Source organism: Klebsiella sp. B345 (assembly GCF_051131735.1).
GTDB lineage: Bacteria > Pseudomonadota > Gammaproteobacteria > Enterobacterales > Enterobacteriaceae > Klebsiella.
The window spans coordinates 3945031-3970677 of sequence record NZ_CP180443.1; the positions used below are offsets into that span (position 1 = coordinate 3945031).

Consider the following 25647-nt stretch of genomic DNA (forward strand, 5'->3'; position numbering starts at 1 on the left):
CCGACCCCTTTTTTATGTGCCATACGCCAGCGCGATTGATATGATGCCTGACTTAGGTTAATTCCAGGAGGAAAGCGTGAATATCATCGCCATCATGGGGCCACACGGCGTCTACCATAAAGACGAACCGATCAAAGAGCTGGACGCTGCCCTGCAACGGCAAGGCTTTCAGACCATCTGGCCGCAAAACAGCGCCGACCTGCTGCAGTTTATTGAACATAATCCTCGGATCTGCGGAGTCATCTTTGACTGGGATGAGTACAACGTCGATCTGTGCAGCGATATCAATCAACTGAACGAATACCTCCCGCTTTATGCCTTTATCAACGCGCACTCGACGATGGACGTCAGCAGCCAGGATCTGCGGATGACGCTGTGGTTCTTCGAATATGCGCTGGGCCTGGCACCAGAGATAGCTACCCGTATCGCCCAGTACACCCGTGAATATCTGGATAACATTACGCCGCCGTTTACCAAAGCGCTGTTCAACTATGTGCAGGAGGGAAAATATACCTTCTGTACGCCGGGGCATATGGGGGGAAGTGCATACCAGAAAAGCCCGGTTGGCTGCCTGTTTTATGACTTCTTCGGCGGCAATACGCTTAAAGCCGATGTCTCTATTTCGGTGACCGAGCTGGGGTCGTTGCTTGATCACACCGGCCCACATCTGGAAGCGGAAGAGTATATCGCTCGCGCTTTTGGTGCGGAACAGAGCTACATGGTGACCAACGGGACGTCGACCTCGAACAAGATTGTTGGCATGTACTCAGCACCGGCTGGCAGCACGCTGCTTATCGACCGTAACTGTCACAAATCACTGGCCCATCTGCTGATGATGAGCGATGTCGTTCCGCTGTGGCTGAAACCGACCCGCAATGCGCTGGGCATTCTCGGTGGCATACCGAAACGCGAATTCACCCGCGACAGCATTCAACAAAAGGTTAACCGGACGGGTGGCGCCGCGTGGCCGGTGCATGCGGTGATCACCAACTCCACCTATGATGGCTTGCTCTATAACACCACCTGGATCAAAGAGACGCTGGATGTGCCGTCGATCCATTTTGATTCCGCCTGGGTGCCCTATACCCACTTCCACCCGATCTATCACGGGAAGAGCGGAATGAGCGGCGATCGCATTCCCGGTAAGGTGATCTTCGAAACGCAATCCACGCATAAAATGTTGGCAGCGCTGTCGCAGGCCTCGCTTATTCATATTAAAGGTAGCTATGACGAAGAGACCTTTAATGAAGCCTTTATGATGCACACCTCAACGTCACCGAGCTATCCCATTGTCGCCTCGATAGAAACCGCAGCGGCGATGCTGCGTGGCAACTCCGGTAAACGTTTGATTCAGCGTTCAATTGAGCGGGCTCTCGACTTCCGCAAAGAGGTTCAGCGCCTGCGCGAAGAGTCTGACGGCTGGTTCTTTGATATCTGGCAACCGGAAGACATCGAACAGGCGCAGTGCTGGCCAGTGGCAAGCGGTGAGAGCTGGCACGGTTTCAGCGATGCCGACGACGATCATATGTTCCTCGACCCGGTGAAGGTGACGATCCTGACGCCGGGTATGGACGAACAAGGCAAGATGGATGATGAAGGTATTCCTGCCGCGCTGGTGGCAAAATTCCTTGATGAGCGTGGCGTGGTGGTGGAGAAAACTGGCCCCTATAACCTGCTGTTTCTGTTCAGTATCGGTATCGATAAAACCCGGGCAATGGGGTTGCTGCGCGGCCTGACCGAGTTTAAGCGCGCCTACGATCTTAACCTGCGGGTGAAGAACATGCTGCCGGATCTCTACGCAGAAGATCCCGACTTCTACCGCAACATGCGCATCCAGGATCTGGCGCAGGGGATCCACCGTCTGATCCGCCAACATCAGCTACCGCAATTGATGCTCAGCGCCTTTGATGTTCTGCCGGAAATGAAGATGACGCCGAATAAGGCCTGGCAGCGGCAAATTAAAGGCGAAGTGGAAACCATTGAGCTGGAAAATCTGGTCGGTCGCATCTCAGCGAATATGATTCTGCCTTATCCGCCGGGCGTGCCGCTGCTGATGCCCGGCGAGATGATTACCGAAGAAAGCCGGACGGTACTCGATTTCCTGCTAATGCTCTGCTCAATTGGCCGTCATTATCCCGGATTTGAAACGGATATCCACGGAGCGAAGCGTGATGAGGATGGCGTATACCGGGTACGAGTCTTAAAAAATGACTAACGGCTTGCGCCGTGATGAACGGCGCGAGTAACCTGGTCAGTAATAACAGAAGGAGTAGATATGCTGGGTTTAAAACGGGTTCACCATATTGCCATCATCGCCACCAACTATGAGCAGAGCAAAGCCTTCTATTGCGACATCCTGGGTTTTACATTGCAGAGCGAGTTCTACCGCGAAGCGCGTGACTCCTGGAAGGGCGATCTGGCGTTGAACGGCGAATATGTGATTGAGCTGTTCTCATTCCCGTTCCCGCCGGCCCGACCCAGCCGCCCGGAAGCCTGTGGCCTTCGTCATCTGGCATTTAGCGTGGATGATATCGATGCGGCGGTTGTCCATCTTGAGGCACACGGCGTGGCCTGTGAAGCGGTGCGTATCGATCCCTTCACCGGTAAGCGTTTTACCTTTTTTAGCGATCCCGACGGCCTGCCGCTCGAGATTTATCAACAGTAGCCCTTGTCAGAGAACGTCCTGCCCGGTAACGTGCCGGACTATCTCTCCCCAGCCAGCACTATCATGATGATGACGCCCGATATTGCGCAACGCCTTCAACCGTACCGCCAGTTTTTAGTCGCCTTCAGCGGCGGCCTGGATTCAACGGTACTTTTACATCAGCTGGTCTGCTGGCGCGAGCGGGACCCGACGCTGCAGCTGCGGGCTATCCATATCCACCACGGCCTGAGCGCCAATGCCGATAGCTGGGTGGCGCACTGCCAGCAGCTTTGCCAGCAGTGGCAGGTACCGCTGGTGGTTGAGCGTGTGACCCTGGCAGATGAGGGGCTCGGCGTGGAGGCGCATGCCCGACAGGCGCGTTATCAGGCTTTCCGGACGGCGTTGCTGCCGGGCGAGGTGCTGGTAACCGCTCAGCATCTTGATGACCAGTGTGAAACCTTCCTGTTGGCGCTCAAACGAGGCAGCGGCCCGACCGGACTGGCGGCGATGGCGGCATCCTCTGAGTTCGCCGGCACCCGTCTGCTGCGTCCGCTACTGAACAGCCGCCGTGAGGCGCTGCTACAGTGGGCGCTAAGCCATCAGCTCCAGTGGATTGATGATGAGAGCAATCAGGATGATGCCTACGATCGTAATTTTCTTCGTCTGCGCGTGGTCCCGCAGCTGAATGCACGCTGGCCTCACTTTAGTGAAGCGGTGGCCCGCAGCGCCGGGCTGTGCGGCGAGCAGGAACAGTTGCTGGATGAACTGCTTGCCGAAGATCTGGCAAAGCTGGTGGCCGCTGATGGCTCGCTGACTATCGAACCGCTAATCGCCATGAGTGCGCCGCGGCGTGCGGCGCTGCTGCGGCGATGGCTGGCAGGACAGCACGCGCCGATGCCCTCCCGTGAGGTACCGGAGCGTATCTGGCGTGAAGTGGCCCTGGCGCGTGAAGATGCGTTTCCCTGCCTGCGGCTTGGGGACTTTTCCGTACGCCGCTATCAGCAGCGTCTGTGGTGGGTAAGATACCTGCCGGGTCAGGCCGATCTCACCGTGCCGTGGCCCGATTACCGTCAGCCATTAGCGCTGCCGGAAGGATTGGGAGAACTGGCATTGCAAACCGGTGGGCCGTTGCGTAGGCCGCGTCCGGAAGAGGTGGTGACGGTACGCTTTCGTGCCAGCGGCCATCTGCATATTGTCGGTCGTCATGGAGGCCGTAAGCTGAAAAAAATCTGGCAGGAATTAGGCGTCGCCCCCTGGCGTCGTGATACCACGCCGCTGCTGTTTTACGGCGATACGCTGATTGCGGCCGCAGATGCGCTGTTTGTTACCCGTGAAGGGGAAGTGGGTGATGGTGAAGGGATACAGCTGATATGGAGGAAAACGGGCGGCTGAGCCACCCGTTTTTATTCAGGACTCACTCACCACCACGGTACCGATTTCCGGGTGGCTGAAGCTGGCGATTTTATCCAGACGTAGCTCACGAGCATTCCCGCTCAGTTCCACTACCAGATACTCGATATTTTTGCGTGAGATAAGATCGGTTGCCTTAGCCTGCAACTGCTCACCATCTTTGAGCGTCAGAACAAGCACCAGATGGTGCTGGCAGGCAAGCTCGAGATTGTCATAATCATCACAGTTGATGGGTTGATAAGTATCATTCATTGACATAATCGCTCACCAGTAAGTTTGCTGCCGCATACGCGGCCTTTTCCCTGACTGACTCCGAAAGGGCCTCATCCGCCGCAATTTCATTCAATACTTTCAACACGCAACCCAGCGCATTCGGGATATACCCCAGGTCTCCGCTGGCTATTTCCGCATATCGCTTGCGTATTAACTCACAATATTGCTCCACATTCCCTCCTGTCAGTATGCTGACTCAACCGTGGGATGCAAGTTTAAGCCTACGAAGATACACTCTGTTTAGCAAGGTGACTATACCATAGTCATTTAAGCAATATCAGCAGGATGAAAAGGGGACCGCGGATTGTCGGCAGCCTTTTGTCGTGAGTTTCGCTACAATGTACGCCATTTTTTTCGGGAGTTTATTCATGGCGCTGAAAGCGACAATTTATAAGGCAACGGTGAACGTCGCCGATCTGGATCGTAACCAGTTTCTGGATGCCAGCCTGACGCTGGCACAGCATCCGTCAGAAACCCAGGAGCGCATGATGTTACGCCTGCTGGCGTGGATCAAATATGCCGACGAGCGACTGCAGTTTACCCGTGGCCTGTCGTCTGATGATGAGGCTGAGCTATGGTTGCTCAACGATCATCTCGGCGTTGATCTGTGGATTGAACTCGGTTTGCCGGATGAGCGACGGATAAAAAAAGCCTGCTCGCGTTCGCAGGAAGTGGTGTTGTTTACCTACAATAGCCGGGCGGCGGAAATCTGGTGGCAGCAAAATAAGAACAAAATGGCGCAGTTCAGTAAGCTGACGGTGTGGTATCTGGATGATGCTCAACTGGCCCAGCTCAGCGCATTTGCCGATCGCTCGATGGTATTACAGGCCACGATCCAGGACGGCAGCATCTGGTTATCGGATGCTAAGAATAATCTGGAAATTAATCTGACGGCGTGGCAACCGTCAGCATGATTACGATTAGCCGCAGCGTTGCTATTCCCGATGAAGAGGTGACTCTTTCGGGGATCCGCGCGCAGGGCGCGGGCGGTCAGCACGTCAATAAGGCGTCAACCGCCATCCATCTGCGGTTTGACATTAAAGCTTCAAGTCTGCCTGAGTATTATAAAGAACGTCTGCTGGCCGCCAGCCACCACTTAATTTCTGCCGACGGTGTGGTTATTATTAAGGCTCAGGAATATCGCAGCCAGGAAATGAATCGCGAAGCAGCACTGTCTCGTCTGGTTGCGTTAATTAAAGAATTAACCGTAGTGCAAAAAAGCCGTCGTGAGACCCGGCCGACCCGGGCGTCAAAAGAGCGGCGCCTTGCCTCGAAGGCGCAAAAATCCTCAGTCAAAGCACTGCGTGGGAAAGTTCGTCAGTAAGCGCTATGGCGAACCGGTGGAATGGATTATAAGGAATTAACAGTGAAGAAAATCGTACTCTCAGTGGCAGCGGCGTGTTCGCTCTTTGCGCTATTTGGTTGTAACCATCGTTCGGATGTTGAAACGCTGCAGCCAGCGCCGATGGAAGAGCTGAAGCCGATGCAGCAAAGCTGGCGCGGTGTTTTGCCCTGCGCTGATTGTGAAGGCATCGAAACCACGCTGTTCCTCGAAAAAGACGGTAGTTGGGTGATGAACGAGCGCTATCAAGGGGTCAACCGTGAGCCGTCATCATTTGCCTCATACGGCACCTGGGCGCGGACTGCGGATAAGCTGGTACTGACCGACAGCAAAGGCGAGAAATCCTATTACCGGGCGAAGGGGGACTCGCTGGATATGCTCGATCGTGAAGGCAATCCGATTGAGTCGACTCTGAACTATACCCTGAAATCGGTTAAAGCCAGTCTGCCAACCACGCCGATGACCATGCGTGGCATGTATTTCTATATGGCGGATGCGGCGACCTTCACCGACTGTGCAACCGGTAAGCGGGTTGCGGTGGCGAACAATGCTCAGCTGGAACGTGATTATGCCGCCGCTCGCGGCAACCAAACGCATCCGGTTCTGCTGGTGCTGGACGGACACTTTACCCTGGAAGCCAACCCTGACAGCGGTGAAATGATGAAAACCCTGAAGGCGGATAAAGACATTAAATTTGTCCCCGGTAAAGACTGTAATCAGTAACCAGCCATGGCCGTATTGCTGGTACCACGGACATAAAAAAGGCCCCGCATTTGCGGGGCCTTTTACATTCATCAGCGGAATTAGCCTTTGATAGCGCGAACCAGATAGTCCACGATGTCACCGGTTTTAATCAGCTGCTTCTCGCCATTGCGACGATATTTATATTCGATATCGTCGTTGTCGAGGTTACGATCGCCGAGCACGATGGTATGCGGAATACCAATCAGCTCCATATCAGCAAACATGACGCCCGGACGCTCTTTACGGTCGTCCATCAGTACTTCAATGCCCTGAGCGCGCAGTTCAGCATACAGTTTCTCAGCCAGTTCCTGCACACGGTAAGACTTGTGCATGTTCATTGGCAGAATTGCGACCTGGAACGGTGCAATGGCATCAGGCCAGACGATACCGCGATCGTCAAAGTTCTGCTCAATGGCTGCCGCAACGACACGCGTCACCCCAATACCATAGCAACCCATGGTCAGGACCTGGTTACGGCCGTCTTCGCCCTGTACGGATGCATTCATCGCCTGGGAGTACTTGGTCCCCAACTGGAAGATGTGACCGACTTCGATGCCGCGTTTAATCAGCAGCGTACCCTGACCATCCGGGCTCGGATCGCCTGCGACCACGTTACGGATGTCCGCGACTTCCGGGGTGGCGACGTCGCGATCCCAGTTGATGCCAAAGTAGTGTTTGCCATCGATATTGGCGCCGGCAGCGAAATCGCTCATGACGGCAACGGTACGGTCGATAACCACCGGAATCGGCATATTCACCGGGCCCAGAGATCCTGGACCTGCTTTAACGATGGCACGGATCTCGTCTTCGGTCGCGAAGGTCAGCGGGCTGGCAACCTGTGGCAGTTTTTCCGCTTTCACTTCGTTCAGCTCGTGGTCGCCGCGTACCAGCAGCGCAACCAGCGGGTAGCTTCCATCTTCAACGGCTTTAACCAGCAGCGTTTTGACGGTTTTTTCAATCGGCAGATTAAACTGTTCAACCAGCTCAGCAATGGTTTTCGCATTCGGCGTATCGACCAGGGTCATCTCCTGGGTGGCCGCGGCACGCGGCGCTTTTGGCGCAACGGCTTCTGCGAACTCGATGTTGGCGGCGAAATCAGAGCTGTCGGAGAAGATCACGTCATCTTCGCCGCTCAGTGCCAGAACCTGGAACTCATGCGATGCGCTGCCGCCGATGGAGCCGGTGTCAGCCTGTACTGCACGGAAATCCAGGCCCATACGGGTGAAGATTTTGCTGTACGCGGCGTACATCGCGTCGTAGGTTTCCTGCAGCGATTCCTGAGAAGTATGGAAAGAGTATGCATCTTTCATCAGAAACTCGCGCGAGCGCATCACACCAAAGCGTGGACGAACTTCGTCACGGAATTTGGTCTGAATCTGGAAGAAGTTCAGCGGCAGCTGCTTGTACGAGTTTAGCTCGTTACGAATCAGGTCAGTGATGACCTCTTCATGCGTCGGGCCAAGGACAAACGGACGGTCGCCACGATCAACGAAGCGCAGCAGTTCCGGACCGTATTGCTCCCAGCGGCCGCTCTCCTGCCATAAATCCGCTGGCTGAACCACCGGCATGGACACCTCGATAGCACCGGCGTTGTTCATCTCTTCACGCACGATGTTTTCGACTTTTTTCAGGACGCGCAGGCCGGTCGGCAGCCAGGTGTACAACCCGGAGGCCAGCTTACGGATCATCCCGGCGCGCAGCATCAACTGATGGCTGATGACTTCGGCGTCGGCAGGTGTCTCCTTTTGAGTGGAGAGCAGGTATTGGCTAGTACGCATGTTGTTACGGTTCCATTTGGACGATCGGAACAGGCTGGGGACCAGCCTGAAACAAAAAAAGTGGTTTAGTTTACCAGTGTGGCAAAGATGCCAAAAGAGAGGAAAATAAAATTACCGTGGTTCAAGGGCAAAGACTTCAAAACCCGACGGGATAACACGCCAGCGGACGTTGAAATCAAGCAGCCAGACGGCATAGGTTTTTCCCGCTTCTTCCTCTTTACGATAGGCAGGACGCGGATCCTGCGCCAGCACTTCCCGGATAAAAGCTCTAAGGTGCGGATAGCGCTTTTCCAGTGTGAAAAGCTGCGTGTCCAGTTCAGGCGTAAAGCTCACCGTCATCTCCGCCAGCGGTGCCTGCTGGGCATAGCTGGCGGTGGCATCCGGCAGCGCTTCGGCAAACGGCAGATAAGGTTTGATATCCACCACCGGGGTGCCGTCCACCAGGTCCAGACTCCCGAGCTGCAGGATGACCTGCTCTTTCTGGCAGCGGATACCTTTGAGTTCGACCAGCGACATCCCGATGGGATTAGGGCGAAACGTTGAACGCGTGGCGAACACGCCCATACGCGCATTCCCGCCGAGGCGGGGAGGGCGTACGGTAGGGCGCCACCCACCTTCCATTGTTTGATGGAAGACAAACAGCACCCACAGATGGCTAAAGTCTTCCAGACCGCGTACGGCGTCCGCTTGATTATAGGGCGGCAGCAAATGTAGTTCGCCACCACCATTTTTGACCAGACCTGGCTGGCGCGGCACGGCAAACTTTTCTTTATAGGGCGAACGAATCACACCTATCTGCGCGAACTGGAAAGCACTCATTGCGCCGAAACGTTAAGCGCGGAACCCAGACAAACGGCCTGACGATAGCATCCCGGTGTACCGCTGGTGACTTCACAGCTGTGCAGAAGGACCGCGTTAGCTTTCATTTTGGCCGCATTAATTTGCAGACGTTTGCGGGCGGTCGGGATATTTGGCGGTGAGTCCTGATTGCTGGCCTGGCAAGATTCGCCAGTCACTTCACCCAGATCGCGGAAAGGCTTGCCGACCAGTGCGGATGCATCGGTGTAAATTCTTACCGGCGCCGGACGCGATGCTTTCGGTTTTGCCGTTTCCGTTTTAGCAGGGGCAGTTGCGGTGCTTTGTACAGGTTCGACGGGAGATCTGCTTAGCATAGAACAGCCGCTTAACATGAGCGCTAACAAACAGACCGGTAAAGCACGCATAGGAATTCCTCAAAAAATAATCAAACAGGGCGCTATTGAATCAGGCGCTTGCATAAATGACAAGACGGGCATTAAGCCCGTCCTGAATGATATTACGGTGAAAAAAGATTACCAGCCTTTCACTGCACCACCGTTAAAGATTTTGTTCGCCGCTTCGTAAACTTCATCGCTCTGGTATGCCTGAACAAATTTCTTCACATTTTCGGCATCTTTGTTGTCTTCGCGAGCAACAATCAGGTTCACGTACGGGGAGTCTTTATCTTCAACGAAGATACCATCTTTCGCCGGAGTCAGGCCGATCTGGCTGGCGTAGGTGGTGTTGATTACTGCCAGAGAGATCTGCGCGTCATCCAGAGAACGTGGCAGCTGCGGTGCTTCCAGCTCAACAATCTTCAGGTTTTTCGGGTTTTCAACGATATCCAGAGAGGTCGGCAGCAAGCCAACGCCTTCTTTCAGTTTGATCAGGCCCACTTGCTGCAGCAGCAGCAGGGAACGGCCGAGGTTAGTCGGGTCGTTAGGAATAGCAATCTGGGAGCCCGGCTGCAGCTCGTCCAGAGATTTGATTTTCTTGGAGTAACCGGCAATCGGGTAAACGAAGGAGTTACCGACGGCAACCAGCTTGTAGCCACGGTCTTTAATTTGCTGGTCGAGGTACGGTTTATGCTGGAAGGCGTTGACGTCGATGTCGCCTTTGCTCAGCGCTTCGTTCGGCAGAACGTAATCGTTGAAGGTCACCAGCTCTACGTCGAGACCGTATTTCTCTTTCGCCACTTTCTGAGCAACTTCAGCAACCTGCTGTTCTGCACCTACGATGACGCCGACTTTGATATGGTTCGGGTCTTTCTCATCCTGACCACAACCCACCAGAGCCAGAGAACCGATTAACGCGCCGACCGCCGCAAAGGTTTTAAAATTAAAGGCCATGTTATTTCCTTTCTGTAAGAGTCTTTGTGTACACGAGTCATCAGACCGCCCAGAGACGGCCCAAATGATGGTGTGTTGTGTGTTATTTGTGAGTCACAGCCCGGACGATACGATCGCCAGAGAATTGGATTAAATAAACCAGAATAACCAGTAATACCAGCACCGTATTCATTACCGTTGCGTTGTAGCCGATGTAGCCGTACTGATAGCCAATCTGCCCAAGACCGCCGGCACCCACCGCCCCGCCCATGGCGGAATAACCTACCAGGGTAATCAGGGTGATGGTGGCGGCGTTCACCAGTCCCGGCAGCGCTTCTGGCAGCAGCACCTTGCGGACGATCTGCATCGGTGTTGCGCCCATTGCACGGGAGGCTTCAATCAACCCGGTCGGAATTTCCAGCAGCGCGTTTTCCACCATACGGGCGATAAACGGCGCGGCGCCAACCGTCAGCGGCACAATCGCCGCCTGCAGGCCGATGGAGGTACCAACAATCACGCGGGTGAATGGAATCATCCATACCAGCAAGATAATGAAAGGAATAGAACGGAAGATGTTAACCAGCGCGGAGAGCGTCCGGTAAAGCTTCGCGTTGGCGGCAATCTGTCCTGGACGGGTCACGTACAGCAGCACACCGACAGGCAGGCCGAGGACAAAACCGAAAAAGCCGGAGACAAACGTCATGGCCAGCGTTTCCCATACGCCGCGCAACAGCAGCCAAATCATTGCCTCAGACATAACCCAGTACCTCTACTTTTACATGGTGTTCCTGCAACCAGGCGATAGCGGCCTGGGTATCTTCCTGCGTGCCGTGCATCTCGGTCAGCATAATGCCGAACTTCACGCCGCCAGCGTAATCCATCTGCGCGCTAATAATGTTGTTATTCACATTAAAGCGACGGGCGGTTTCAGAGAGCAACGGGGCATCAACAGAGTGGCCGGTAAACTCCATGCGCAGCATTGGCACGCTATCCGGTTGCGCGGTCGGTTTCAGGCGAGCCTGATAATCGTCTGGAATATCCAGATGCAACGTGGACTGAATAAACTGCTGTGCCAGCGGGGTCTTCGGATGAGAGAAGACTTCACTCACCGTATCCTGCTCGATCAACTGACCGTTGCTGATGACCGCGACGCAATCGCAGATGCGTTTGACGACGTCCATCTCGTGGGTGATCAGGAGAATCGTCAGGCCAAGGCGACGGTTGATATCTTTCAACAGCTCAAGGATGGAGCGTGTGGTTGCCGGATCCAGGGCGCTGGTGGCTTCATCACACAGCAGCACCTTCGGGTTGCTTGCCAGGGCGCGGGCAATCGCGACACGTTGTTTCTGCCCGCCGGAAAGGTTGGCCGGGTAGCTGTCATGTTTATCGGCTAGACCAACAAGATCCAACAGTTCGGTCACGCGACGTTTAATCTCTGCTTGTGGAGTGTTGTCCAGTTCTAGCGGCAGTGCGACGTTGCCAAAAACGGTACGGGAAGCCAGCAGATTAAAGTGCTGGAAAATCATGCCAATCTGGCGACGTGCGCGGGTCAGTTCTTTTTCAGAAAGCGCAGTCAGTTCCTGGCCGCCAACCTGAACGCTACCTTCTGTTGGGCGTTCAAGCAGGTTAACGCAGCGAATAAGCGTACTTTTACCAGCACCAGATGCGCCGATAACGCCATAAATTTGTCCGGCAGGGACATGCAGGCTGACATCGTTCAGCGCCTGTATGGTGCGATTCCCTTGCTGGAACACTTTGGTGATATTCGAAAGTTTAATCATCAGTTATTTATTATCGTTTAGCCGTGTGCCGTGGCATTTTCTTCTGCCGTGTCCAGGCGATGCCTGTCAATGAAATGGATGTTAAGGCATCCAGACGTCTAAATCAATCCAGCTGCTGAATAATGAGCACTTTCTTGCATAGCGAAACATGCGATACTAATCAGACTAGCCTTTATCAGGAGCATTACGGTGGCAAAGTCAGTACCCGCAATTTTTCTCGACCGTGACGGCACAATTAATGTCGATCATGGCTATGTCCACGAAATCGACAACTTTGAATTTATCGATGGTGTTATTGATGCGATGCGTCAATTAAAGGAGATGGGTTTCGCCCTGGTGGTGGTTACCAATCAATCCGGCATCGCGCGCGGAAAGTTTACGGAAGCGCAGTTTGAAACGCTGACGGAATGGATGGACTGGTCACTGGCCGATCGCGGTGTTGACCTGGACGGTATCTATTATTGCCCGCATCACCCGCAGGGGACGGTGGAAGAGTATCGTCAGACCTGTGATTGCCGTAAGCCGCACCCGGGGATGTTTATCTCGGCGCGTGACTACCTTCATATCGATATGGCCTCTTCTTATATGGTTGGCGATAAAATTGAAGACATGCAGGCTGCAGCGGCTGCTTCTATAGGGACTAAAGTACTGGTACGCACCGGCAAGCCTGTCACGCCAGAAGCGGAAAATGCCGCTGATTGGGTATTGAATAGCCTTGCAGACCTGCCTGAAGCTATCAAAAAGCAGCAAATATAAGCGTTACGTATAAAAGATGAGCGGTTGAAATAAAAATGCATTTTTCCGCTTGTCATTCCCGGCTGGCTCCCTATAATGCGCCTCCATCGACACGGAACAACGGCAAACAAGCCGCCGGGTTGAAAGAGAAAACTTCTGAAAATGAGGTTGACTCTGAAAGAGGAAAGCGTAATATACGCCACCTCGCGACAGAGCGCTAAGCGCCGTCGCACTGCTCTTTAACAATTTATCAGACAATCTGTGTGGGCACTCAAAGTGACATGGATTCTTAACGTCCTCGGACGAAAAATGAATACCAAGTCTCTGAGTGAACACGTAATTCATTACGAAGTTTAATTCACGAGCATCAAACTTAAATTGAAGAGTTTGATCATGGCTCAGATTGAACGCTGGCGGCAGGCCTAACACATGCAAGTCGGGCGGTAGCACAGGAGAGCTTGCTCTCCGGGTGACGAGCGGCGGACGGGTGAGTAATGTCTGGGAAACTGCCTGATGGAGGGGGATAACTACTGGAAACGGTAGCTAATACCGCATAACGTCGCAAGACCAAAGTGGGGGACCTTCGGGCCTCATGCCATCAGATGTGCCCAGATGGGATTAGCTAGTAGGTGGGGTAATGGCTCACCTAGGCGACGATCCCTAGCTGGTCTGAGAGGATGACCAGCCACACTGGAACTGAGACACGGTCCAGACTCCTACGGGAGGCAGCAGTGGGGAATATTGCACAATGGGCGCAAGCCTGATGCAGCCATGCCGCGTGTATGAAGAAGGCCTTCGGGTTGTAAAGTACTTTCAGCGAGGAGGAAGGCATTAAGGTTAATAACCTTAGTGATTGACGTTACTCGCAGAAGAAGCACCGGCTAACTCCGTGCCAGCAGCCGCGGTAATACGGAGGGTGCAAGCGTTAATCGGAATTACTGGGCGTAAAGCGCACGCAGGCGGTTTGTTAAGTCAGATGTGAAATCCCCGGGCTCAACCTGGGAACTGCATTTGAAACTGGCAAGCTTGAGTCTTGTAGAGGGGGTAGAATTCCAGGTGTAGCGGTGAAATGCGTAGAGATCTGGAGGAATACCGGTGGCGAAGGCGGCCCCCTGGACAAAGACTGACGCTCAGGTGCGAAAGCGTGGGGAGCAAACAGGATTAGATACCCTGGTAGTCCACGCTGTAAACGATGTCGACTTGGAGGTTGTTCCCTTGAGGAGTGGCTTCCGGAGCTAACGCGTTAAGTCGACCGCCTGGGGAGTACGGCCGCAAGGTTAAAACTCAAATGAATTGACGGGGGCCCGCACAAGCGGTGGAGCATGTGGTTTAATTCGATGCAACGCGAAGAACCTTACCTACTCTTGACATCCAGAGAACTTAGCAGAGATGCTTTGGTGCCTTCGGGAACTCTGAGACAGGTGCTGCATGGCTGTCGTCAGCTCGTGTTGTGAAATGTTGGGTTAAGTCCCGCAACGAGCGCAACCCTTATCCTTTGTTGCCAGCGGTCCGGCCGGGAACTCAAAGGAGACTGCCAGTGATAAACTGGAGGAAGGTGGGGATGACGTCAAGTCATCATGGCCCTTACGAGTAGGGCTACACACGTGCTACAATGGCATATACAAAGAGAAGCGACCTCGCGAGAGCAAGCGGACCTCATAAAGTATGTCGTAGTCCGGATTGGAGTCTGCAACTCGACTCCATGAAGTCGGAATCGCTAGTAATCGTAGATCAGAATGCTACGGTGAATACGTTCCCGGGCCTTGTACACACCGCCCGTCACACCATGGGAGTGGGTTGCAAAAGAAGTAGGTAGCTTAACCTTCGGGAGGGCGCTTACCACTTTGTGATTCATGACTGGGGTGAAGTCGTAACAAGGTAACCGTAGGGGAACCTGCGGTTGGATCACCTCCTTACCTGAAAGAACCTGCCTTTGTAGTGTCCACACAGATTGTCTGATGAAAAGTAAATAGCAAGGCGTCTTGCGATTGAGACTTCAGTGTCCCCTTCGTCTAGAGGCCCAGGACACCGCCCTTTCACGGCGGTAACAGGGGTTCGAATCCCCTAGGGGACGCCACTTGCTGGTTTGTGAGTGAAAGTCGCCGACCTCAATATCTCAAAACTGGTTCTCCGGAATCACGTTTGAGATATTTGCTCTTTAAAAATCTGGATCAAGCTGAAAATTGAAACGACACACTGTTTCCTTTCTCCGTAATAAGAAAGGAAAAATGGTGTGTTCGAGTCTCTCAAATTTTCGCAATGCGGACTGTTTTACGAAACAGCTTCGGGTTGTGAGGTTAAGCGACTAAGCGTACACGGTGGATGCCCTGGCAGTCAGAGGCGATGAAGGACGTGCTAATCTGCGATAAGCGTCGGTAAGGTGATATGAACCGTTATAACCGGCGATTTCCGAATGGGGAAACCCAGTGTGTTTCGACACACTATCGTTAAGTGAATACATAGCTTAACGAAGCGAACCGGGGGAACTGAAACATCTAAGTACCCCGAGGAAAAGAAATCAACCGAGATTCCCCCAGTAGCGGCGAGCGAACGGGGAGGAGCCCAGAGTCTGAATCAGCGCGTGTGTTAGTGGAACGGTCTGGAAAGTCCGGCGGTACAGGGTGATAGCCCCGTACACTAAAATGCACACGTTGTGAACTCGAAGAGTAGGGCGGGACACGTGGTATCCTGTCTGAATATGGGGGACCATCCTCCAAGGCTAAATACTCCTGACTGACCGATAGTGAACCAGTACCGTGAGGGAAAGGCGAAAAGAACCCCGGCGAGGGGAGTGAAAAAGAACCTGAAACCGTGTACGTACAAGCAGTGGGAGCCTACTTGTTAGGTGACTGCGTACCTTTTGTATAATGGGTCAGCGACTTATATTCTGTAGCAAGGTTAACCGTATAGGGGAGCCGCAGGGAAACCGAGTCTTAACTGGGCGTTAAGTTGCAGGGTATAGACCCGAAACCCGGTGATCTAGCCATGGGCAGGTTGAAGGTTGGGTAACACTAACTGGAGGACCGAACCGACTAATGTTGAAAAATTAGCGGATGACTTGTGGCTGGGGGTGAAAGGCCAATCAAACCGGGAGATAGCTGGTTCTCCCCGAAAGCTATTTAGGTAGCGCCTCGTGAACTCATCTTCGGGGGTAGAGCACTGTTTCGGCTAGGGGGTCATCCCGACTTACCAACCCGATGCAAACTACGAATACCGAAGAATGTTATCACGGGAGACACACGGCGGGTGCTAACGTCCGTCGTGAAGAGGGAAACAACCCAGACCGCCAGCTAAGGTCCCAAAGTCATGGTTAAGTGGGAAACGATGTGGGAAGGCACAGACAGCCAGGATGTTGGCTTAGAAGCAGCCATCATTTAAAGAAAGCGTAATAGCTCACTGGTCGAGTCGGCCTGCGCGGAAGATGTAACGGGGCTAAACCATGCACCGAAGCTGCGGCAGCGACACTATGTGTTGTTGGGTAGGGGAGCGTTCTGTAAGCCGTTGAAGGTGGCCTGTGAGGGTTGCTGGAGGTATCAGAAGTGCGAATGCTGACATAAGTAACGATAAAGCGGGTGAAAAGCCCGCTCGCCGGAAGACCAAGGGTTCCTGTCCAACGTTAATCGGGGCAGGGTGAGTCGACCCCTAAGGCGAGGCCGAAAGGCGTAGTCGATGGGAAACAGGTTAATATTCCTGTACTCGGTGTTACTGCGAAGGGGGGACGGAGAAGGCTATGTTAGCCGGGCGACGGTTGTCCCGGTTTAAGCATGTAGGCGGGAAGTTTAGGTAAATCCGGACTTCTGTTAACGCTGAGGTGTGATGACGAGGCACTACGGTGCTGAAGTAACAAATGCCCTGCTTCCAGGAAAAGCCTCTAAGCATCAGGTAACATCAAATCGTACCCCAAACCGACACAGGTGGTCAGGTAGAGAATACCAAGGCGCTTGAGAGAACTCGGGTGAAGGAACTAGGCAAAATGGTGCCGTAACTTCGGGAGAAGGCACGCTGATGGTAGGTGAAGCGACTTGCTCGTGGAGCTGAAATCAGTCGAAGATACCAGCTGGCTGCAACTGTTTATTAAAAACACAGCACTGTGCAAACACGAAAGTGGACGTATACGGTGTGACGCCTGCCCGGTGCCGGAAGGTTAATTGATGGGGTTATCCGTAAGGAGAAGCTCTTGATCGAAGCCCCGGTAAACGGCGGCCGTAACTATAACGGTCCTAAGGTAGCGAAATTCCTTGTCGGGTAAGTTCCGACCTGCACGAATGGCGTAATGATGGCCAGGCTGTCTCCACCCGAGACTCAGTGAAATTGAACTCGCTGTGAAGATGCAGTGTACCCGCGGCAAGACGGAAAGACCCCGTGAACCTTTACTATAGCTTGACACTGAACATTGAGCCTTGATGTGTAGGATAGGTGGGAGGCTTTGAAGCGTGGACGCCAGTCTGCGTGGAGCCAACCTTGAAATACCACCCTTTAATGTTTGATGTTCTAACGTAGACCCGTGATCCGGGTTGCGGACAGTGTCTGGTGGGTAGTTTGACTGGGGCGGTCTCCTCCCAAAGAGTAACGGAGGAGCACGAAGGTTAGCTAATCCTGGTCGGACATCAGGAGGTTAGTGCAATGGCATAAGCTAGCTTGACTGCGAGCGTGACGGCGCGAGCAGGTGCGAAAGCAGGTCATAGTGATCCGGTGGTTCTGAATGGAAGGGCCATCGCTCAACGGATAAAAGGTACTCCGGGGATAACAGGCTGATACCGCCCAAGAGTTCATATCGACGGCGGTGTTTGGCACCTCGATGTCGGCTCATCACATCCTGGGGCTGAAGTAGGTCCCAAGGGTACGGCTGTTCGCCGTTTAAAGTGGTACGCGAGCTGGGTTTAGAACGTCGTGAGACAGTTCGGTCCCTATCTGCCGTGGGCGCTGGAGAATTGAGGGGGGCTGCTCCTAGTACGAGAGGACCGGAGTGGACGCATCACTGGTGTTCGGGTTGTCATGCCAATGGCATTGCCCGGTAGCTAAATGCGGAAAAGATAAGTGCTGAAAGCATCTAAGCACGAAACTTGCCCCGAGATGAGTTCTCCCTGACTCCTTGAGAGTCCTGAAGGAACGTTGAAGACGACGACGTTGATAGGTCGGGTGTGTAAGCGTAGCGATACGTTGAGCTAACCGATACTAATGAACCGTGAGGCTTAACCTTACAACGCCAAAGCTGTTTTGGTGGACAAAGAGAAGATTTTCAGCCTGATACAGATTAGTCGATGTGTCTTTAAGACGTGTTGATAACAGAATTTGCCTGGCGGCGATAGCGCGGTGGTCCCACCTGACCCCATGCCGAACTCAGAAGTGAAACGCCGTAGCGCCGATGGTAGTGTGGGGTCTCCCCATGTGAGAGTAGGGAACTGCCAGGCATCAAATTAGCAGTGAAACCGGGGCAATAAACCGGTTGTTGTAAAGAAATTCGGTGGAGCGGTAGTTCAGTCGGTTAGAATACCTGCCTGTCACGCAGGGGGTCGCGGGTTCGAGTCCCGTCCGTTCCGCCACTTATTATTCAGGTTGTTTTTATACATCCTGTCTTATTAAGAAGCCGTATCGCTGTAAAGCGATACGGCTTTTTTTCGTCTGAAATTCGTCCTCCGTTTACAACTGAACTATCCCTTAACTTTTGCTGTATTAGCAAAAATCTTCTGCTTTTATCGATCTTTTTCTATCGCTGTATCGTGAACATAATGGCCTCAATTCGCCTGCATAAAGAAAAACGAGGACATTTATGACAATCCCTGCATTTGGTCTTGGAACCTTCCGTCTTAAAGATGAGGTTGTTATCGCGTCGGTTAAAACGGCTCTGGAACTGGGATATCGTGCAATTGATACGGCTCAGATTTATGGAAATGAAGCGGCTGTCGGTCAGGCCATTGAAGAAAGTGGCGTTGCCCGTGATGAGCTGTTTATCACCACCAAAATCTGGATTGAAAACCTGGGCAAAGACCAGCTTATCGCCAGCCTTAAAGAGAGTCTGCAAAAGCTGCGGACCGATTATGTCGATCTGACCCTAATCCACTGGCCATCCCCCAATGATGCGGTGGCCGTCGAAGAGTTTATGCCAGCCCTGCTGGAAGCGAAAGCGCTGGGCCTGACTCGCCAGATCGGTGTCTCCAACTTTACGATCCCGCTGATGGAGCGCGCAATAGCGGCCGTTGGCGCGGAACATATCGCAACCAATCAGATAGAGCTCTCCCCGTATCTGCAAAACCGCAAAGTGGTGGAGTGGGCAACAGCGCACGGTATTCATATCACGTCGTACATGACGCTGGCATATGGTCATGCGCTGAAAGATGAGGTGATTAACGCGATTGCAGCCAAACACAACGCGACACCGGCACAGGTCATTCTCTCCTGGGCAATGGGGGAGGGCTATGCCGTTATACCTTCATCGACAAAGCGTGAAAACCTGGCCAGTAATTTGATCGCGCAGGATCTGCAGCTGGATGAAGACGATCGTCAGGCGATCGCCGGGCTGGAGTGTAACGATCGGCTGGTAAGCCCGGAAGGCCTTGCGCCCGCGTGGGATTGATCGTTAAGACCGCACGCAACCTTCTCAATAAAACGTGATTACAGCTCCTGCGGGAGCTGTTTTGCATGCTCACTCAGGAAGTCGATAAAAGCTCTGATGCGTGTGCTGACGGCTCTGTCACTGTAATAGACCGCGCTGAAGGGCATCTCTACCGGTAACCGGTGCTCCGCCAGCAGTTCAACAAAGTCCCCGCTCGCAATTTCCTCATTCACCATATAGTCCGACAGGCAGGCAATGCCATTTCCCGCCAGGCATAGCTGCTTAACGGTCTCTCCGCTGTTTGACGCGATTTCACAGTTTACTTCCAGCAACTGACCGTCGCAGCAGGATACGGGCCACGTATTCAGCGAGACAGGTTCGGTAAAGCCCAGACATTGATGATCCTTCAGGTCAGCAACCTGCTGTGGCATGCCGTGACGCGCGAGATAGCTCGGCGAGGCGATAATTTTCCGGTAGCTGCTAAAAAGCGGACGCGCTCGAAGGCTGGAGTCCGTCAAGGTACCGGCGCGGATCGCCACATCAACTTTACGCTCAATCAGGTTAATGAAGGTTTCCGATGACACCAGAGCCAGCGTCATCTCCGGATAGCGCTCACGAAAAGGTTTAATGAGGGGCATCAGGAAATGCAGCATCACTGGCGTGGCGGCATCCACACGCAACAAACCCCTCGGCGTCGTCCTGGTCTCCAGCAGTTCGTTCTCTGCTGCCGCCATTTCCTGCAGAACCACCTGCATGCGGCGGAAATAGCGTTCTCCTTCCTCGGTCAGACTAAGTTGACGAGTCGTCCGGTTTAACAGACTGACGCCAAGTTTTGATTCCAGTTTTTTTACCGCCCGACTGACGGCAGAATTGGCGTGACCCAACTGCTCTGCCGCCCGGCTAAAGCTGCCGCTTTCAACGACGGCGATAAAGATGGCAATCTCTTCTGACGTGGCTCGCATTGTTGCACCTGTAGCAAAATTCTATTGAGATTTTGATGGTTTTTGTTATTTAAACATCACCGCATACTGCGTGTCATCTTAATCCTGATGATACGGAGTGAATTATGCCACTGGCGCTACTTGCTTTAACTATCGGTGCCTTTGCTATTGGCACCACAGAATTTGTGATTGTGGGACTGGTTCCGACCATTGCACAACAACTGGCTATCTCGTTGCCTTCTGCCGGTCTGCTGGTTTCTATTTATGCCCTGGGTGTGGCGATTGGTGCCCCGGTGCTGACCGCACTGACCGGGCGTATGCCGCGTAAACAACTGCTGCTGGCGTTGATGGTGCTGTTTACCGCCGGTAATCTGCTGGCCTGGCAGGCTCCTGGTTATGAAACCCTGGTCTTTGCCCGCCTGTTGACCGGCCTGGCGCATGGCGTGTTCTTCTCCATCGGTTCTACGATCGCCACCAGCCTGGTGCCGAAAGAGAAAGCCGCTTCGGCCATTGCCATTATGTTTGGCGGCTTAACCGTAGCGCTGGTTACCGGGGTGCCGGTCGGGACCTTTATCGGTCAGCATTTTGGCTGGCGTGAAACCTTCCTGGCGGTATCGATCCTTGGCGTTATTGCCCTGGTGAGTAGCTTTATTCTGGTGCCAAATACGATTCCTGCCCGCGCCAGTGCGAGCCTGCGCGATCAGCTTAAAGTCCTGACTCAACCGCGCTTGCTGATGATTTATGCCATTACGGCATTGGGATATGGTGGCGTCTTCACCGCGTTTACTTTCCTCGCCCCGATGATGCAGGAACTGGCCGGGTTTAGCCCCTCCACGGTAAGCTGGATTCTGCTCGGCTACGGTATCTCAGTTGCGATTGGTAACGTCTGGGGCGGCAAACTGGCCGATAAGCATGGGGCCGTGGCAGCGCTGAAGCTTATCTTTGCAGCGTTGGTGGTTCTGCTGCTGGTATTCCAATTTACCGCCAGCATTCAGTACGCGGCGCTGGCAACGGTGCTGGTGATGGGCATTTTTGCTTTCGGCAATGTGCCGGGCCTGCAGGTGTATGTGGTACAGAAAGCGGAGCAATATACCCCGGCGGCCGTTGACGTTGCCTCCGGCCTGAATATTGCGGCGTTTAACATCGGTATCGCCTTAGGTTCACTCATTGGTGGACAAACTGTCGAACGTTATGGGCTGGCCGAGACGCCATGGATTGGCGCGGTGATAGTACTTGCGGCGCTGCTGCTGGTTGCCCTGAGCGGGCGCCTGGATAAGTCCCAGCCAGCAACGGTAGCGACGGTAGAAGGGTAAAGGTTTCTCGCGAATTGCATTGAAAGTGCCTGCGAAAGTCCCTATAACAGAAGAGCCAGCCGCAGTCAGGCTGGTTCCCTGTTATTGAGGTTTGATGCCTAAATTGCGAAAGAATACTTATGCCATGCGCTACGTCGCCGGACAGCCCGCGGAGAGAATTTTGCCTCCGGGGTCGTTTGCTGGCGTGACTCCGGCATTCTCTAGCGGTGCGCCGTTAAGCACCGATGAAAAAATCCGCGTACTGGTGTGGAATATCTTTAAGCAGCAGCGTGCTGAGTGGAAGTCCGTTCTCAATAACTTCGGCAAAGACGCGCATCTGGTGCTGTTACAGGAAGCGCAAACCACCCCTGAAATGGTGAGGTTCGCCACGACGAATTATCTGGCGGCCGATCAGGTGCCTGCTTTGGTCCTGCCGCAGCATCCCTCCGGCGTGATGACGCTGGCTTCGGCTCATCCGGTCTATTGCTGCCCCCTGCGTGAGCGCGAGCCGATTCTGCGTCTGGCAAAGTCTGCGTTAGTCACCGTTTATCCGCTGCCTGACATGCGTTTGCTGATGGTCGTTAATATTCATGCGGTTAACTTCAGCCTGGGCGTCGATGTCTACAGCAAGCAGCTGTTGCCCATTGGCGATCAGATTGCCCACCACAGTGGACCGGTGATTATGGCCGGTGATTTTAATGCCTGGAGCCGTCCGCGAATGAACGCGCTCTATCGCTTTGCGCGTGAAATGTCGCTGCGTGAAGTCCGTTTCCCTGACGATCAGCGCCGCCGTGCGTTTGGTCGTCCGCTCGATTTTGTGTTCTACCGCGGGTTAAGCGTGCACGATGCTTCCGTGCTGGTGACCCGAGCTTCAGACCACAACCCACTACTAGTCGAATTCAGTCCCGGCAAACCTGATTAATAGAGGTACGTCAGGTCTGCCATGGGGCGGGCCTGCACAACCAGGATCCGCCTTTATTATTCAAACAACCGAAGGACAACAACACCATGACAACACGCTCTCATCATGACAACGTCGAACAGCAGTTTGGTTCACAGGCCAGTGCTTACCTGACCAGCGCCGTCCATGCATCCGGACGCGATCTGCAACGCCTGGCTGAACGGCTGGCTGATTTCCCCCACGCCCATGTTCTGGATATGGGATGTGGTGCCGGACACGCCAGCTTTGCCGCCGCCGGGCAGGTAGCAAACGTCACGGCGTATGATTTATCCAGCCAGATGCTGGAGGTGGTCACCCAGGCCGCTCAGGATAAAGGGTTGTCGAATGTCGTGACGCAGCAAGGCTATGCCGAAGCGCTGCCGTTTGCGGATGCTAGCTTTGAGGTGGTGATAAGCCGTTATTCTGCGCACCACTGGCATGACGTTGGTCAGGCGCTGCGCGAGGTAAAACGCGTTCTGAAGCCTGGCGGGGTGGTGATTATGATGGACGTCATGTCTCCCGGGCACCCGGTACGTGACGTATGGCTGCAAACCGTTGAAGCACTGCGCGATACCTCCCACGTACGTAATTATTCCAGCGGTGAGTGGCTGGCGCTGACCAATGAGGCCGGTCTGGTGACCAATCATCTGCTGACCGACCGTTTGCCGCTGGAGTTCACCTCATGGGTGGCGCGTATGCGCACGCCAGCGCCGCTGGTGGAAGCCATTCGTTTATATCAGGAGAGCGCGTCCGCAGAGGTAAAAGCCTATTTCGCATTGCAGGAAGATGGCTCATTTACCAGCGATACGATCATGTTTGAGGCGCATAAAGCGGTATAAACAAAAAGGCACCGGGATCCGGTGCCTTTTTTTCATTCAGCCGTATCAGGAATCAGGCCGGTTGCTGTTTTTCACAAACAGTGTCAGCTGATCGCCTGGCTTCAGATCGTCAGTGCCGTTATTCCAGCGCATCAAATCGCGTGTATTCACGCCGTGACGTTTTGCAATGCTCGACAACGAATCGCCTTTACGCACGCGATAGGTGATGCTATCGCTGTTGCTGGCAAGACGTTCAGCACTGCTGCCCGCGCCAATTACCAGATTCTGCCCTACTTTCAGTCCTGACCCGCGCAGCTTGTTCCACTGCTGCAGATCTTTCGTCGAAACACCAAGACGAGATGCAATCCCGGACATGGTATCGCCTGAACGGACTTTGTAGCTCCGACTGGTCAACGGCGTGTTGTCCGCAAGCTCCGTGGGCTGCACGGCGGCAATGTCACCAGATGCCAGAGATTCACGCAGCTGAGCAGCGTGCTTCTGTGGCACCATGACATACTTTGGCCCGCTTGCACCAAGCGTTGAGCCTTTGACGCCTGCATTGAACGTTTTCAGCTTGCCGACAGGCATACCCGCCATGTCTGCCAGCTGGCTAATATCAACCGGACTATCGAGGCTAACACGTGCCAACGCGCGGCTTTCGTCTGCCGTCGGCAGCTTCACGCCATAACGCTTGCTGTTTTTGAGAATGTCGCTCAAGGCCAGCATTTTTGGAACGTACACCTTGGTTTCTTGCGGCAACGGAAGCGACCAGAAATCAGTGGGTTTACCACGTGAACGGTTCGACTTCATTGCTTTCAGAACCCGACCTTCGCCGCTGTTGTACGCCGCGACGGTTAATAACCAGTCGCCATCGAACATCTTGTTCAGACGCTGCATCATGTTTAAGGCCGCCGTAGTAGAAGCGACGACATCACGACGCGCATCATAGCTGCGGGTCTGTTTCAAACCATAATTGCGCCCGGTGCTCGGAATGATCTGCCAGATGCCTGCGGCATTGGCGCCAGACGTTGCGTGCGGGTCAAAAGCGCTCTCCACTATGGGTAGTAATACCAGTTCCATTGGCATGTTACGTTTCTTAACTTGCCCGGCTATCCAGTACATATACGGCTCTGCCCGTAAAGTTACATCGTGGAGATAGCTCTTATTACGTAAATACTTCTGTTTTTGTTCGCGAATCCGGGGATTTTCCGGAATTCCCATCTTTAGCTCGTCGCCTATCGAAGCCCACAGATCCTGGTCTTGCGCGTAGAAGGTTCCATCATCTAACCAGCGCGCTTGACTTGTGAACTTACCTGCTTCCCCTTGACTAGCCGCAGAAAGGCTCTGTGCATGCTGTTGTACGTTACCATCCCGATTGGCCTGGCAACCTACAAGCAGGACAGAGGCGAGTAATATCGCTCGTGCCTTCATGTGTGTGGTCAATAGTTGCTTAAAAGACGAGCAAGAATAACGGCGAAGGCTACGAATGACAAGCGTTAAATATCAGAAGTTATCTTTCTTTGACCTTAACCATGCAAATCTCTGTACAGAGTGTTGCAAATTTGTTTCTTTTGAAATTTCTTTAATTAAATCATCATCATCTGTACGTAAAAATACATTTATACGTCGCTCATTTTTCAGAGTAACGGGGAGTGTTTTTTGTTTTTTTGCACGTAACTCATTAACTTTATGATAGTAATCATTTATGTCCACATCATGTGGCAGGATACTCAACGCAAACTTCATGTTTGCTAAAGTATACTCATGCGCGCAACAAATCAGTGTCTCGCCTGGAAGTTCGTTTATTCTTGTAAGTGATTGATACATTTGCTCTGGTGTTCCTTCAAAGAGCCTGCCGCAACCGCCTGAAAACAAAGTGTCGCCACAAAAAAGATAAGGTTTGCTGTAGAAACAGACGTGTCCTAAAGTGTGACCTGGCGTGGAAAAAATAGAGAATTCGTGGCCCAGGATAGTCAGCCGATCGCCATCATTTACCAACTGGGTTGCACCTTTATCCTGGGTTTCAGCCGGTCCGTAAACCACTATCTCTGGGAAGGCATCACACAGTTGTTTGACGCCGCCAACATGATCGTGATGGTGGTGGGTCAGCAAAATGGCTTCCGGCTGCCAGTGGTTTTCCGCAATAGCGGCCAGCACCGGTGCCGCGTCGCCCGGGTCGACGATCAGACAACGGCCGCTATCCTCACTAAGAACCCAGATGTAGTTGTCCTGAAATGCGGGAATGCTGATAAGATTCATTAATTACCTCT

Annotated in this window: 22 protein-coding genes, 2 tRNA genes and 3 rRNA genes; 16 read left to right on the top strand and 11 right to left on the bottom strand. The window is 53.4% G+C overall.

The features are described 5' to 3' along the window. Window positions 1-76: 76 nt before the first annotated feature. From ACMYSO_RS18500 to tilS, 3 genes are all read left to right on the top strand, one after another. Window positions 77-2215 (top strand): lysine decarboxylase LdcC, encoded by a 2139-nt coding sequence (locus ACMYSO_RS18500; protein WP_434666628.1) that lies wholly within the window; start codon window positions 77-79, stop codon window positions 2213-2215. Between the two features lie 60 nt (window positions 2216-2275). Beyond that, the gene (locus tag ACMYSO_RS18505) at window positions 2276-2665 is read left to right on the top strand and encodes a VOC family protein (protein ID WP_434666630.1); all 390 of its coding nucleotides are present in this window, start codon (window positions 2276-2278) and stop codon (window positions 2663-2665) included. 69 nt (window positions 2666-2734) lie between these two features. Further along, a complete protein-coding gene (gene tilS, locus ACMYSO_RS18510) occupies window positions 2735-4036 on the top strand; it encodes a tRNA lysidine(34) synthetase TilS (protein ID WP_434670835.1) in 1302 nt (433 codons plus the stop codon). Window positions 4037-4051: 15 nt separating this feature from the next. Here the strand turns inward: tilS and rof are convergent, their stop codons facing one another. Both rof and ACMYSO_RS18520 read right to left on the bottom strand, forming a co-directional pair. Next, window positions 4052-4312, bottom strand: coding sequence for a Rho-binding antiterminator (rof, locus tag ACMYSO_RS18515; protein WP_123757398.1), 261 nt, complete (start codon window positions 4310-4312; stop codon window positions 4052-4054). After that, complete coding sequence (locus tag ACMYSO_RS18520; protein ID WP_123757397.1) at window positions 4299-4499, bottom strand: YaeP family protein; 201 nt, start codon at window positions 4497-4499, stop codon at window positions 4299-4301. Before ACMYSO_RS18520 ends, rof begins: the two co-directional genes overlap by 14 nt. A 196-nt stretch (window positions 4500-4695) precedes the next feature. On the opposite strand from ACMYSO_RS18520, the gene ACMYSO_RS18525 reads away from it, so the two are divergent. From ACMYSO_RS18525 to nlpE, 3 genes are read left to right on the top strand one after another with little or no spacing between them, the layout of a single operon-like run. Then, a complete protein-coding gene (locus ACMYSO_RS18525; protein WP_434666632.1) occupies window positions 4696-5241 on the top strand; it encodes a YaeQ family protein in 546 nt (181 codons plus the stop codon). Beyond that, complete coding sequence (arfB, locus tag ACMYSO_RS18530; RefSeq protein ID WP_174509195.1) at window positions 5238-5651, top strand: alternative ribosome rescue aminoacyl-tRNA hydrolase ArfB; 414 nt, start codon at window positions 5238-5240, stop codon at window positions 5649-5651. Before ACMYSO_RS18525 ends, arfB begins: the two co-directional genes overlap by 4 nt. A 42-nt stretch (window positions 5652-5693) precedes the next feature. After that, entirely contained in the window at window positions 5694-6392 is a 699-nt protein-coding gene (gene nlpE, locus ACMYSO_RS18535) for an envelope stress response activation lipoprotein NlpE (protein WP_434666635.1), read from the top strand. Between the two features lie 80 nt (window positions 6393-6472). Here the strand turns inward: nlpE and proS are convergent, their stop codons facing one another. The 6 genes from proS to metN form a co-directional block, all read right to left on the bottom strand. After that, on the bottom strand, window positions 6473-8191 hold the full coding sequence (proS, locus tag ACMYSO_RS18540; RefSeq protein WP_434666638.1) for a proline--tRNA ligase: 1719 nt from the start codon (window positions 8189-8191) through the stop codon (window positions 6473-6475). A 111-nt stretch (window positions 8192-8302) separates the two neighbouring features. Further along, on the bottom strand, window positions 8303-9010 hold the full coding sequence (gene tsaA / locus ACMYSO_RS18545; RefSeq protein WP_434666641.1) for a tRNA (N6-threonylcarbamoyladenosine(37)-N6)-methyltransferase TrmO: 708 nt from the start codon (window positions 9008-9010) through the stop codon (window positions 8303-8305). After that, complete coding sequence (gene rcsF / locus ACMYSO_RS18550; RefSeq protein WP_434586282.1) at window positions 9007-9414, bottom strand: Rcs stress response system protein RcsF; 408 nt, start codon at window positions 9412-9414, stop codon at window positions 9007-9009. The genes tsaA and rcsF overlap by 4 nt, the downstream gene beginning before the upstream one ends. A 108-nt stretch (window positions 9415-9522) precedes the next feature. Continuing rightward, window positions 9523-10338: a methionine ABC transporter substrate-binding lipoprotein MetQ gene (metQ, locus tag ACMYSO_RS18555; RefSeq protein WP_123757391.1), complete on the bottom strand. Its 816-nt coding sequence runs from the start codon at window positions 10336-10338 to the stop codon at window positions 9523-9525. An 82-nt stretch (window positions 10339-10420) separates the two neighbouring features. Beyond that, window positions 10421-11074: a methionine ABC transporter permease MetI gene (locus ACMYSO_RS18560; protein WP_041144154.1), complete on the bottom strand. Its 654-nt coding sequence runs from the start codon at window positions 11072-11074 to the stop codon at window positions 10421-10423. Continuing rightward, a complete protein-coding gene (metN, locus tag ACMYSO_RS18565) occupies window positions 11067-12098 on the bottom strand; it encodes a methionine ABC transporter ATP-binding protein MetN (RefSeq protein ID WP_123757390.1) in 1032 nt (343 codons plus the stop codon). Before metN ends, ACMYSO_RS18560 begins: the two co-directional genes overlap by 8 nt. Window positions 12099-12287: 189 nt before the next feature. Between metN and gmhB the strand changes: the two genes are divergently transcribed. From gmhB to dkgB, 7 genes are all read left to right on the top strand, one after another. Next, window positions 12288-12854, top strand: coding sequence for a D-glycero-beta-D-manno-heptose 1,7-bisphosphate 7-phosphatase (gene gmhB / locus ACMYSO_RS18570; protein ID WP_434586281.1), 567 nt, complete (start codon window positions 12288-12290; stop codon window positions 12852-12854). Window positions 12855-13208: 354 nt separating this feature from the next. After that, window positions 13209-14749 (top strand): 16S ribosomal RNA (locus tag ACMYSO_RS18575). Between the two features lie 85 nt (window positions 14750-14834). Continuing rightward, window positions 14835-14910, top strand: a tRNA-Glu gene (locus ACMYSO_RS18580). Window positions 14911-15128: 218 nt separating this feature from the next. Then, window positions 15129-18033, top strand: a 23S ribosomal RNA gene (locus ACMYSO_RS18585). A 95-nt stretch (window positions 18034-18128) separates the two neighbouring features. Then, a 5S ribosomal RNA gene (gene rrf / locus ACMYSO_RS18590) occupies window positions 18129-18244 on the top strand. The 16S, 23S and 5S rRNA genes sit together here with 2 tRNA genes alongside, the layout of an rRNA operon. 55 nt (window positions 18245-18299) lie before the next feature. Beyond that, window positions 18300-18376, top strand: a tRNA-Asp gene (locus ACMYSO_RS18595). A gap of 227 nt (window positions 18377-18603) precedes the next feature. Next, window positions 18604-19407: a 2,5-didehydrogluconate reductase DkgB gene (gene dkgB, locus ACMYSO_RS18600; RefSeq protein ID WP_434666644.1), complete on the top strand. Its 804-nt coding sequence runs from the start codon at window positions 18604-18606 to the stop codon at window positions 19405-19407. A gap of 38 nt (window positions 19408-19445) precedes the next feature. Here dkgB and yafC read toward each other — a convergent pair whose 3' ends face one another. After that, on the bottom strand, window positions 19446-20348 hold the full coding sequence (gene yafC / locus ACMYSO_RS18605) for a DNA-binding transcriptional regulator YafC (RefSeq protein WP_434666646.1): 903 nt from the start codon (window positions 20346-20348) through the stop codon (window positions 19446-19448). 104 nt (window positions 20349-20452) lie between these two features. Between yafC and ACMYSO_RS18610 the strand changes: the two genes are divergently transcribed. From ACMYSO_RS18610 to ACMYSO_RS18620, 3 genes are all read left to right on the top strand, one after another. Beyond that, window positions 20453-21640: an MFS transporter gene (locus ACMYSO_RS18610; protein ID WP_434666648.1), complete on the top strand. Its 1188-nt coding sequence runs from the start codon at window positions 20453-20455 to the stop codon at window positions 21638-21640. Between the two features lie 103 nt (window positions 21641-21743). Continuing rightward, complete coding sequence (locus tag ACMYSO_RS18615; protein ID WP_434670836.1) at window positions 21744-22541, top strand: endonuclease/exonuclease/phosphatase family protein; 798 nt, start codon at window positions 21744-21746, stop codon at window positions 22539-22541. 86 nt (window positions 22542-22627) lie between these two features. After that, window positions 22628-23398, top strand: coding sequence for a class I SAM-dependent methyltransferase (locus ACMYSO_RS18620; RefSeq protein ID WP_434666650.1), 771 nt, complete (start codon window positions 22628-22630; stop codon window positions 23396-23398). Between the two features lie 45 nt (window positions 23399-23443). On the opposite strand, the gene mltD is transcribed toward ACMYSO_RS18620, so the two are convergent. Together mltD and gloB are read right to left on the bottom strand one after the other, a co-directional pair. Next, a complete protein-coding gene (mltD, locus tag ACMYSO_RS18625; protein ID WP_434666652.1) occupies window positions 23444-24808 on the bottom strand; it encodes a murein transglycosylase D in 1365 nt (454 codons plus the stop codon). A gap of 72 nt (window positions 24809-24880) precedes the next feature. After that, entirely contained in the window at window positions 24881-25636 is a 756-nt protein-coding gene (gene gloB, locus ACMYSO_RS18630) for a hydroxyacylglutathione hydrolase (protein ID WP_434666655.1), read from the bottom strand. Window positions 25637-25647 lie beyond the last annotated feature (11 nt).

What these genes read in the sequence shown, in the direction of transcription:
- ACMYSO_RS18505 (WP_434666630.1), top strand. Translation starts at nt 2,276, where the DNA reads ATGCTGGGTTTAAAACGGGTTCACCATATTGCCATCATCGCCACCAAC.
- tilS (WP_434670835.1), top strand. Translation starts at nt 2,735, where the DNA reads ATGACGCCCGATATTGCGCAACGCCTTCAACCGTACCGCCAGTTTTTA.
- rof (WP_123757398.1), bottom strand. Translation starts at nt 4,312, where the DNA reads ATGTCAATGAATGATACTTATCAACCCATCAACTGTGATGATTATGAC.
- ACMYSO_RS18525 (WP_434666632.1), top strand. Translation starts at nt 4,696, where the DNA reads ATGGCGCTGAAAGCGACAATTTATAAGGCAACGGTGAACGTCGCCGAT.
- arfB (WP_174509195.1), top strand. Translation starts at nt 5,238, where the DNA reads ATGATTACGATTAGCCGCAGCGTTGCTATTCCCGATGAAGAGGTGACT.
- proS (WP_434666638.1), bottom strand. Translation starts at nt 8,191, where the DNA reads ATGCGTACTAGCCAATACCTGCTCTCCACTCAAAAGGAGACACCTGCC.
- tsaA (WP_434666641.1), bottom strand. Translation starts at nt 9,010, where the DNA reads ATGAGTGCTTTCCAGTTCGCGCAGATAGGTGTGATTCGTTCGCCCTAT.
- rcsF (WP_434586282.1), bottom strand. Translation starts at nt 9,414, where the DNA reads ATGCGTGCTTTACCGGTCTGTTTGTTAGCGCTCATGTTAAGCGGCTGT.
- metQ (WP_123757391.1), bottom strand. Translation starts at nt 10,338, where the DNA reads ATGGCCTTTAATTTTAAAACCTTTGCGGCGGTCGGCGCGTTAATCGGT.
- ACMYSO_RS18560 (WP_041144154.1), bottom strand. Translation starts at nt 11,074, where the DNA reads ATGTCTGAGGCAATGATTTGGCTGCTGTTGCGCGGCGTATGGGAAACG.
- metN (WP_123757390.1), bottom strand. Translation starts at nt 12,098, where the DNA reads ATGATTAAACTTTCGAATATCACCAAAGTGTTCCAGCAAGGGAATCGC.
- dkgB (WP_434666644.1), top strand. Translation starts at nt 18,604, where the DNA reads ATGACAATCCCTGCATTTGGTCTTGGAACCTTCCGTCTTAAAGATGAG.
- yafC (WP_434666646.1), bottom strand. Translation starts at nt 20,348, where the DNA reads ATGCGAGCCACGTCAGAAGAGATTGCCATCTTTATCGCCGTCGTTGAA.
- ACMYSO_RS18610 (WP_434666648.1), top strand. Translation starts at nt 20,453, where the DNA reads ATGCCACTGGCGCTACTTGCTTTAACTATCGGTGCCTTTGCTATTGGC.
- ACMYSO_RS18620 (WP_434666650.1), top strand. Translation starts at nt 22,628, where the DNA reads ATGACAACACGCTCTCATCATGACAACGTCGAACAGCAGTTTGGTTCA.
- mltD (WP_434666652.1), bottom strand. Translation starts at nt 24,808, where the DNA reads ATGAAGGCACGAGCGATATTACTCGCCTCTGTCCTGCTTGTAGGTTGC.
- gloB (WP_434666655.1), bottom strand. Translation starts at nt 25,636, where the DNA reads ATGAATCTTATCAGCATTCCCGCATTTCAGGACAACTACATCTGGGTT.